This is a genomic window from Caldisphaera sp. (assembly GCF_046536515.1).
Classification (GTDB): domain Archaea; phylum Thermoproteota; class Thermoprotei_A; order Sulfolobales; family Acidilobaceae; genus Caldisphaera.
This window is the reverse complement of sequence record NZ_JAWDMQ010000048.1, coordinates 1-9,558: the sequence shown is the minus strand read 5'-3', so window position 1 is coordinate 9,558 and position 9,558 is coordinate 1. Positions and strand designations below refer to the sequence as shown.

Here is a 9,558-nt window from a genome sequence, read left to right as displayed (position 1 = left end):
ATGTTACCCGAGTGGAAGGTAGAGAGTTTAAATGCCCTAAGTGTGGACTTATATATAACCGTGACTTGAACGCGTCTATAAACATAGCCCATGCCTTAACGAGAGGTATGGGTCGGGGGTACGTAAACACCCTAAAGGGGAGATGAAGGTGTGTCGTGAAGTCCACTGGAAACCCCAAAGCTCCGTCCGTGAGGGCAGGGTAGTTTACAGATTTAAATAGGATGTGGACCCGTAGCCTAGCCAGGATTAGGGCGTCGGCCTGCGGAGCCGAAGGTCGGGGGTTCAAATCCCCCCGGGTCCGTAATGTTCTTCTTTAGATTTGGCCTCTTATAATAATTTTTGATGTAACACTTTCATGCAATTATAAATATAGCTTAGTTTAAATTAAAATAGGGGAAGGATTAGTGGAGCCAAATACTAAAATAGTTCCAGGTAAAGGATTAGTTTTAGCATCTATAGTAATAGCTGTGCTATTTGCATTAATGATTTTATACGCAGGTTATGTAATTGGGACATTGCCTGCAAGTTACTTCACAAACTTAACTAAGGTCTACAGTGGGTTTTCAACATCAATAAATTTAACAGAAGCCAACTTTAAAGGAATTCTTTCAAATGTATTATATGGCTATGGCATAATATTTTTGATTCTGGGTTTAATTGGAATTCCTTTTGTATATATGCCATTATCGCATAATTTACCGGAAAAGGCTATAGGTCCAGCTTTAGCTATAGGTATAATAGAAATAATTATTGGTCTAATAACAATATTGTTTATTATACCTGGAATATTCATGATTATAGCATGGTATCAGATAAGAAAATTTAATAGAGAAATGGCTTTGAAATCTCTGACCACTTCCCAGCCTTAAAGGGCGAGGCTTTCAGTTGTAACTAGTTAATAATTTAATGATAAGACGATTTAATATTAAAAAGGTATAAATCTTTTCTAAGCAAAAAAGACAAGGAGATAGAAATGAGTAAGTCAAATATTTGCAGTAACTGTGCAAGCTGGAGACCTCATGTACAATATCCATTTATCGGTCTCTGCATTAAGCTTGGAAAATTAACAGTAGATGATGATTCATGTGAATTCTTTGAAGAAATAAAATTAAAGAACAATGAGTTTTATTGGGTTCCTGATATTAAATCTAGAGTATTTGGGGAAGAAGCAAGAATACTCAATTATAAGGGGTACAGAGTTTATGTAGGTGCCTATGTAGATCCTGATGTTAGGGAAGAAATATATGGCGCATTTTAGTTAATAAAATATAGTTCATAAATTTATGGCAGGAATTTGCAATGCAAGAAGCTGTAGAAAAAGGATTAATTAACAAAAAATATAGAAAAAATATGATAAAAGTAGCATTATTTTATCCTTCCATATATAGTGTTGCTATGTCATCTTTGATTTTTCATAAATTATACTTTCTTATTAATGAACTTGATGATATTTATTTAGAAAGATTTTTTATGCCTAGTCTATCCGGCAAGCCAGTTTCTATGAGGAGCTATGAAAACGGTATGCCATTGAAAGATTTTGATTATATTATAATACCAGTTCACTATGAACTTGATTATGTTAATATAATAAAGGCTTTAATAGGAAGCAATATAGAAGTTATATCAAGTAAAAGAAGTAAGCCAAAAATTATTATTGGCGGTCCTACTATAACAGCTAATCCAGAGCCTATGGCCGATGTTGCTGATGTGGAAATAATTGGAGATCTAGAGGCCGTATGGGAAAAAATAATTGACATATTTTATAATGAAAGAATAGAGCCAAGTTATGGTTTGTACATACCAAGTTTAGGAAAGCACGAAGTAAGAGCAGCTTATTCAAATAATTTTAACTCCTCTACAAGAAGAATTCTAACTAAAGAGACTATATTTACATTAGGAGTTGAGGTAATGAGAGGCTGTCCTTTTAACTGCGTTTTTTGTATGGAAAGCTATATTTCAAAGCCAACTAGGTATAGAAAAATAGAAGAGATTGTAAGTGAAATTGAAGAATTGAATAGAAAATATAATGAAAAGGTGTCTTTAATAGGTTTAACAATAAATTCTCACCCTAAATTTAAGATTATTTTAAAAGAGGCAAAAGACAAAAATTTGAAAATATCTTTGCCTTCACTAAGAGCTGAATTGCTGGATAATGAAGTTATAGAACTGCTTTCTACTTTAGGTCAGCAAACCTTGACTATTGCACCTGAAAATTCTGAAAGAGTTAGGTATGCATTAGGAAAGGAAATTTCTGATGAAAATATAATAAATACTGCCCGGCTTGCATCAAAATATAACCTAAACTTAAAATTGTACTTTATAACGTCAATTCCTGGGGAAAAGGAAGAGGATTTACAAAATATTGCTAATTTAACAAGATCTATAAAAATGGCTGGTATTAAAAAAATTCATTTGAGTGTTAATCCTCTAATTATAAAGCCGAGAACTCCGCTTCAATGGTTACCTATGGAAGATGAGAATAAAATGAGAACAAAAATAAATTATATAAAAAAGAATTCTTATTATGAAGATTTTACAAGCTATGATCCATTTTTAGCGATAGTCCAGGGTTCTATTGCGCTGTCTGATAGAGATGTAATAAAATACTTAATAGAAATCTCAATTAATGGAAATAGCAAGGTATATTGGAGAAGCTTAATTAAAAAAGGATTATCTAATATAGCTTTGAAAGAAAGAAAAGAACCATTCCCATGGGATCACATTAAAGGGTTTATTGATAATAAATTTTTATGGGATAAGTTTTTACTATTTCGGGAAAGAATAGGGTTAGGTTATAGCTTACATTAGCCTATTAAAAGAATAAAAACGAAGATTTTAAATTATCTGGTTGTGTCTAAAAGCTAGGAGGAGAAGATCATGTCAGAAAACTCGCATTTGCAGTCTAACACGTTTAAAGTAATAGGAGATTACTTAAATTCAAGCGTATTGGTAAAAATGAAAGGAAATAGAGAAGTCAAAGGCATACTAACTAGTTACGATCAACATTTAAACCTTATTTTAGATAAAGCAGAAGAGCTAGAAGGTAAGAATTCAAGACCATTAGGGTTAGTTCTTTTAAGAGGAGATAATGTAATAGCAGTTAGTCCAGCTGGGTGAATATAATGACAAAAGGAACTCCTTCAATGGGATTGCATAATAAAGGGAAAACTCATATTGTATGCAGAAGGTGCGGAAGAAGATCTTTTAATGTAGCAAAAGGTTATTGTGCAGCGTGTGGATTCGGTAAAAGTAAAAGGATTAGAAAGTATAGTTGGCAAAATAAAAAGGTTAACAGAATTAGGATTGTCTAGGTGTAAATCTTGGAGTCTAGATGGGATAAAAATAGAGATAAATTAAAGACATTACTTGAAAAAAATAATTTAGATGCATTAATTTTGACAGGTAAGGAAAATATTACTTATGCAACAGGAATTAGGGATCCGACTGAGGTTTTGATTTTATCAAATAAATGCCAGGATTATTTGCTTACATCAACGCTTGATTATTTTAGAATGCTTAACAGAGCACCAAAAGACATCTTGCTAAAGGCTTTTTACAGACCTGGAGAAAAAGGAACAGAGCCTCCTATATCGAAGTCAGATTTAATAGAAGGAGGTTTGTTAGATGCAATAAAGAATATCTCTTCACAATGCGGAAATAAGATATCAGCTGATTTGGCGTGGTCAAATTATGCTATAGGAAAATACTTAAGCGATGAAATCAAAGTTCAAGATGTCAGTAATGATATTGCTAAGCTAAGAGAAATTAAAGATGATTGGGAGGTAGAGTCAATAATTGCTTCTATTGATGCATCGGAAAAGGCATTAAGGCAGGCTTTAGATATTTTGGATAGTAATCCTACTGAAAATGATGTAGAAGGCGTATTCTATTCTTCATTAATGAGTCAAGGCGCATGGGGTGAAGCTTTTCCAACTATAGTTGGGTTTTATGAAAATACGGCACTTCCCCACTACAATCCAGGGAACATAAGGTTACAAAAACCAGGACCCGTATTGATCGATTTTGGAGCTAATATGAAAGGATATTTAAGCGATATGACAAGATCTTTGTGGTATGGAGAAGGAGGAAAAGATTATAAAAAATTAATAGAAATAGTTGCAGAAGCACAATCAAACGCAATAGATTTGATAAAACCTGGTGTTGAAGCATGGGAACCAGATAAGGCAGCGAGATTAGTATTTGATAGAGAAAACATAACTAGATACTTTAATCATGGTTTAGGTCATGGGGTTGGAGTAGAAATTCATGAAGCACCGTATTTGAGGCCAAATTCAAAGGATATATTAGAGCCAGGCATGATAGTTACTGTAGAACCAGGAATATACTATCCAGGATTATATGGAGTCAGAATTGAGGATATGGTCTATGTAACTAAGAACAAAGCAAGGCTTATCACTAAGTTTTCTAGAATATTATTCTGATTTAATTATTAAGTTTATTTTAAAATGTTATAAATTGTATTATTAAGAATTTTAATCAAAGAATCTTAATATTTGTAATTTTATTAAATTCATTTTTAAGGTCTGAAAATTTAATTAAAAGAGGGGGTTTGGTTGGATAGCATTAAGTTGGTTATGCACATTAGTAATGACAGCCAAGAGTCCTTAAAGAATTTGTTTTCAAGTATATATAGTGTTTTAGATACTGTAAAGCAATCTCGAGTTGAAGTTGTTATTACTGACAGAGGGGTAATTAATTTTTTAAAAGGAAATGTAGATAAGTATACGTATGAGACTATAATGGAGTTAATAGGCTCTGGAGTTAAGTTTAATGTATGCAATATCTGACCTCCTCCCCGCCCTGAAGGGCGAGTTTCCTGAGGTCTAGAGGGTTACACCCCTTTTACGGGTGCTACTCTATTATCCCCCAAGCCGATATTGCGGGAGAAATCGGCTCCCGCTCCTCATGCCTTAAGAGTTGATCGGCTTGGAGTCTTATTTTATTACACTTGTTAGTTGGGGTAGAGGCGTACCTCATGTTTCAGTGACGCATACCCCTTTAGCAGCTGTCTCAATTTTTGATAAGTTTCTAAACTTAAAAAACTTTACCCGCCCCTAGAAGGGGCGAGGTTTGTCGTTCGCTTTATCATTAAGATCACTTGGAATATCTTCTAAAGATTTAATAGAGGGACTAAACAATGTTGAATCAGGCATTATAAAAATAATAGAATTGGTCAATAATGGCTATGTTTATATAAAACCATAGAGTCTAATTTTTTCCCACCAATATTAAAATTCTCTACAAACAATACACAATTTACACATTATTAATTTTATGCTATAAATATTTTAATAGCAATTGAACCACAATAATAATTGAGGCGATATATATGGCAATTAGTAAAGATCCCTATGTAGAGGCCAAGAAGCAACTCAGAAGTGCAGTTGATATTTTGGGTTATTCTGAAGAAATATATGAAATGCTTGCAACCCCTGAGAGAATAGTTCAAGTTAAAATACCTGTTAAGATGGATAATGGAAGCTTAAAGATATTTACTGGTTGGAGGGTGCAGCATAATAGTGCATTAGGCCCATACAAGGGGGGAGTTAGATATCATCCAGAAACGAATTTGAGTGAAGTTATGGCATTAGCAATGTGGATGACTTGGAAAAATTCATTAGCTGATATACCATATGGTGGAGCTAAAGGTGGAATCCAAGTCGATCCTTTCCAATTAAGTCCTAGAGAGCTTGAGACTTTATCAAGAAAATACTTTGCTAGCATTAGTAAGTTTGTGGGAGTTGATAGAGATGTTCCTGCACCTGATGTAAATACTAATCCCCAAACAATGGCTTGGTTCCTTGATGAATATGCAAGCAGATATGATGAGCAAATTTATGGTGTAGTAACAGGGAAACCTTTAGAATTAGGAGGCTTACAAACTAGGATCTTTTCAACTGGCCTTGGAGTTGCAACAGTTGCCAGAGAAGCAGCAAAAAAAGTTTTTGGTTCAATAGAAGGAAGAACTGTAGCTGTTCAAGGCTTTGGTAATGTGGGATTCTACACGGCTAAGTTTTTAAATGAAATGGGAGCTAAAGTAATCGCAATATCAGATGTGAAAGGAGGTATCTATAGTAGTAAAGGATTTGATGCCGATGAAATTAAAGCTGTATTAGATAAAAAGAAGAGCATGTTTGTAGTTGATTATCCAAACTATGAGAAAAAGATCAGCAATCAAGAATTATTAGAACTTAATGTTGACATATTGGTACCTGCAGCAATAGAAAATGTAATAACAGAAGAAAATGCACCAAGGGTCAAGGCAAAACTAATAGTTGAAGGGGCTAATGGACCAACATCTCCAGAGGCAGAAGAATATCTAACAAAGAAAGGGGTTGTAATAGTTCCAGATACATTAGCTAATAGTGGAGGAGTAATAATGAGCCATATAGAATGGGTAAATAATAGAATGGGAGGATGGATAACTGAAGATGAAGCAAAGAATAGATTAATACAAAAGATGGAGAATAATTTGAATATGATTTGGAAGTTCTGGGATAGTAAACTTGATCATGAAAAACACAATTTAAGGATGGCTGCATATGGAATAGCTGTAGATAAAGTTGTAAGGGCTATGAAGCTAAGAGGTTGGATTTAACTATATCTTTTATTAGGTTAATCAATTCTTTTTTATTATTTAATGCGCTAATTTTATAGTAAGTGTCAAGACCTAGTTCATGTTTTATCTCGTTAATAGTTTTTTCAACTTTTTCAATTTCTGTTTCATTTAATAAGTCTATCTTATTTATAAATAAAATAATTTTTTTATTTCTTATAATACTTTTTATGTCATTAATTATATTTATTTGATTATTTAAATTAATATAAGCCTCTTTTGATGGATCTATTAAAAATAATATAAGACCATCAAGGTATTTCAATGCGCTAATAGCCTTTCTTTCTATTTCGTTCATCTCATTTATATTTCTGTCTAATAGACCTGGCGTATCAATTACTTGTATAACTTGGTTGTTATCTAAAATAAAATGGCCTATAATAATATCTTTTGTTGTAAAAGGATATGGCGCAACTTTCGTTTTCGCATTTGTAATTGCTGAAACTATTGTAGATTTTCCAGAGTTAGGAGGTCCTGCGATAATTAATGTCTTCCTATATGGGTCTAACCCTTGAAAAGAAGACATAGTTATAACAAGATTTCTCAAATATTCCAAGGACTTACTGCACCTTTTAATAGAAGATATCATTCTTCCTCTCGCTTCTCTTGATATGGATTTCATTTCTTTCAGGTTATTTGCAGCTAGTATTTCATTTCTATAATTTACCCAAAATTTTTTCAATAATATCCTGGACTTTTTTATACATTTTATTGAGTCATAGATTTTCTTTTTATCGTAGTTTACTTCAATGAGTCCCCAATAAAAATAATGTAGGTTTTTTAATAATTTTTCCAATTTTAAAACAGATAAAGTTTTGGAATTTATTACATTATATACTAACTCTATAGACTTAATTTCTTTCTCGTAATCCTTACCTCCTTTTTTCTGATACCTAGACTTTATTTTTTCCAATATTTCGTTGTATAAAGGTATTTGAATTTCTTTAACAGCTTCTGCTGGATCCATAATGGTTTCTTTCAATTTTTCCCTCATTATTAGGTTTTATTTTAGCTTATTAAGTTTAAATTGCAATTTATTAAAAAATTTTTTCTTTACTTCAATTTCATATTTGTTTATAAGATCCTTATGCTTATGTATTATATTTTTTAAAGTGGTTTTGGATATTTTTAATTCTTTTGATGTTAGTAAAATTGAATTTTCTTTAGAGTAGCCATAAGATCTATATAAAGCATAAAGTGCAATTGCGTACCTATTTCTTTTTGTTCTGGATTTAAGTATAGGAAAATCATTTAGAATTTGATAAGAGATCTTAAAATCCTTGTTATTGTTAATTTTCTCTAATTTTTCATCAATAATAGATGATATAATTGATTTGCCATGATAATCTGTTTTAATAATTTTTCCTCTTTTTATTGCTTTGTTAATTTTTTCTTCTAGAGCTATGCTATGATCATCATTATAATATAAAATTTCTTGTTTTCTTTTTTTGACTTCTATTTTATTTTTTTCGTAAAAATTTTGACTATTGTCATCAATTAGAGCTTGTATAACAGCTCCACAATTCTGGCAGACTAAATAACCTGTTTCATCACTCCATGCTAACCTATATGATTTACAGTAAGGGCATCTTAGTAAACTATCCATTTTAATCACAATTTATATTTTTCATGTTGTAATAAGTAAGGTTTTAATTGCATTATATAATTTAGGGGAGGGGGTAAATTTTTAGATAACAGTGAAACAATTAAGTATTACTAGGCATTTCTCTTTAGAATTTTAAAACACTATAGTATTAAGGGGGAACAGATTGTCAAAAATAAATATACCCAGAGTAAAAATAAACATAACTAATATTAGTGACGCATTAAATCTCTTTTTGCAAGAGCTTGAAGTATCTGGTGCTTCTCATCTTACAATAAAATCTTATAAGGTAGCAATAAAAAATTTCATTAATTACGTTGGCAGCGATAAAAAAATTAGCGATATTAGTTCTGAATTATATTTAGACTGGCTTTCTAACTTAAAGAGAAGCATGTCAAAGAAAATTAATAAGAATTATGAAACTACAATCCATTATTATTCCATATTCGTAAGAAGGTTTATTAATTGGCTGGGCATAAATGATAATTTACCAATAATGTCTAATAAAAGGCAAAGCTTTAGCAACGCCTTGAGCTGGGATGAAATAACAAGACTTGTTTCATCTATTAGGGATCTGGACGATCTCTTAATAATATCAGTGATGTCTGAGACAGGACTAAGAGTGAGAGAGCTCTTGAATTTAACATGGGATGATGTTAATTTTAATACTGGGCAAATAAGAGTGCAAGGTAAATACAATAAAGAAAGAATAGTTTTCATAGGTCCCTTAAGTAGACAGGCCTTATTACAGGCGTATTCCTTATATAGAGATAAGAGAAAAAATGTAATCGATTTAACATATCAAGCCGTATATAAAAGGTTAAAAAGTCTTGCTGCAAGGGCTGGTATTGATCCAAAGAAAGTTAGACCTCATGTATTGAGACATACATTTGCAACAGAAGCCTTAAGAAGAGGTATGAGTTTACCTGCATTACAAAGATTGCTAGGACATAGTGACATCAAGGTTACACAGCTTTATTTGCACCTAGTGAATGATGATGTAAAGAGAGAATATAACAGGTTGTTTGCTCAACAAAACTTTGTGCAAGATTATCAGGGTTTTCCAGCATCATATTATTCCAATAGAATATAAGTAATTAATTTTTAAATATTTAAAAATAATTTTATAAAGGATAGATTTAAAATATAGTTATACCTTTTAAGGTTAATATAAATAATTCTTAAGTTGAGATATTATTGATAAAGCGAACGACAAGCCCCTTCTAGGTGCGGGGTAAAGTTTTTTTTAATTTAGAAACTTATTAAAAATTGAGACAGCTGCTAAAGGGGTATGCTTTACTGAAATATGAGTATGCAT

Annotated in this window: 14 protein-coding genes and 1 tRNA gene; 12 read left to right on the top strand and 3 right to left on the bottom strand. The window is 31.8% G+C overall.

Annotation, left to right across the window (positions count from 1 at the left end; all coding sequences use genetic code 11):
• The 9 genes from RXO53_RS06680 to RXO53_RS06640 all read left to right on the top strand — a co-directional run.
• A partial coding sequence (locus tag RXO53_RS06680; protein WP_410713462.1) for a zinc ribbon domain-containing protein occupies window positions 1-146 on the top strand: 146 nt, incomplete at its 5' end.
• 79 nt (window positions 147-225) lie between these two features.
• Window positions 226-301 (top strand) — tRNA-Arg (locus RXO53_RS06675).
• 103 nt (window positions 302-404) lie between these two features.
• Complete coding sequence (locus RXO53_RS06670; RefSeq protein ID WP_410713461.1) at window positions 405-869, top strand: hypothetical protein; 465 nt, start codon at window positions 405-407, stop codon at window positions 867-869.
• A gap of 104 nt (window positions 870-973) precedes the next feature.
• Window positions 974-1,258: a hypothetical protein gene (locus RXO53_RS06665; RefSeq protein WP_410713460.1), complete on the top strand. Its 285-nt coding sequence runs from the start codon at window positions 974-976 to the stop codon at window positions 1,256-1,258.
• Between the two features lie 41 nt (window positions 1,259-1,299).
• Window positions 1,300-2,808, top strand: a complete 1,509-nt coding sequence (locus tag RXO53_RS06660) for a B12-binding domain-containing radical SAM protein (protein WP_410713459.1) — start codon at window positions 1,300-1,302, stop codon at window positions 2,806-2,808.
• Window positions 2,809-2,877: 69 nt separating this feature from the next.
• The gene (locus RXO53_RS06655; protein WP_292321114.1) at window positions 2,878-3,117 is read left to right on the top strand and encodes an LSm family protein; all 240 of its coding nucleotides are present in this window, start codon (window positions 2,878-2,880) and stop codon (window positions 3,115-3,117) included.
• 5 nt (window positions 3,118-3,122) lie between these two features.
• A complete protein-coding gene (locus tag RXO53_RS06650) occupies window positions 3,123-3,311 on the top strand; it encodes a 50S ribosomal protein L37e (RefSeq protein WP_410713458.1) in 189 nt (62 codons plus the stop codon).
• Between the two features lie 9 nt (window positions 3,312-3,320).
• Window positions 3,321-4,442 (top strand): M24 family metallopeptidase, encoded by a 1,122-nt coding sequence (locus tag RXO53_RS06645; RefSeq protein WP_410713457.1) that lies wholly within the window; start codon window positions 3,321-3,323, stop codon window positions 4,440-4,442.
• 132 nt (window positions 4,443-4,574) lie between these two features.
• Entirely contained in the window at window positions 4,575-4,808 is a 234-nt protein-coding gene (locus tag RXO53_RS06640; protein ID WP_410713456.1) for a hypothetical protein, read from the top strand.
• A 64-nt stretch (window positions 4,809-4,872) separates the two neighbouring features.
• On the opposite strand, the gene RXO53_RS06635 is transcribed toward RXO53_RS06640, so the two are convergent.
• A complete protein-coding gene (locus RXO53_RS06635) occupies window positions 4,873-4,998 on the bottom strand; it encodes a hypothetical protein (RefSeq protein ID WP_410713455.1) in 126 nt (41 codons plus the stop codon).
• Window positions 4,999-5,091: 93 nt separating this feature from the next.
• On the opposite strand from RXO53_RS06635, the gene RXO53_RS06630 reads away from it, so the two are divergent.
• Together RXO53_RS06630 and RXO53_RS06625 are read left to right on the top strand one after the other, a co-directional pair.
• Complete coding sequence (locus RXO53_RS06630; protein WP_410713454.1) at window positions 5,092-5,226, top strand: hypothetical protein; 135 nt, start codon at window positions 5,092-5,094, stop codon at window positions 5,224-5,226.
• 124 nt (window positions 5,227-5,350) lie between these two features.
• Window positions 5,351-6,619, top strand: a complete 1,269-nt coding sequence (locus RXO53_RS06625) for a Glu/Leu/Phe/Val family dehydrogenase (protein ID WP_410713453.1) — start codon at window positions 5,351-5,353, stop codon at window positions 6,617-6,619.
• Here RXO53_RS06625 and RXO53_RS06620 read toward each other — a convergent pair.
• Window positions 6,594-7,619, bottom strand: coding sequence for a GTPase (locus RXO53_RS06620; RefSeq protein WP_410713452.1), 1,026 nt, complete (start codon window positions 7,617-7,619; stop codon window positions 6,594-6,596). The two genes, RXO53_RS06625 and RXO53_RS06620, sit on opposite strands and share 26 nt — an antisense overlap.
• Before the next feature lie 21 nt (window positions 7,620-7,640).
• Complete coding sequence (locus tag RXO53_RS06615; protein ID WP_410713451.1) at window positions 7,641-8,243, bottom strand: TFIIB-type zinc ribbon-containing protein; 603 nt, start codon at window positions 8,241-8,243, stop codon at window positions 7,641-7,643.
• Between the two features lie 163 nt (window positions 8,244-8,406).
• On the opposite strand from RXO53_RS06615, the gene xerA reads away from it, so the two are divergent.
• A complete protein-coding gene (gene xerA / locus RXO53_RS06610) occupies window positions 8,407-9,333 on the top strand; it encodes a site-specific tyrosine recombinase/integron integrase (protein ID WP_410713450.1) in 927 nt (308 codons plus the stop codon).
• The last annotated feature ends 225 nt before the right edge of the window (window positions 9,334-9,558 follow it).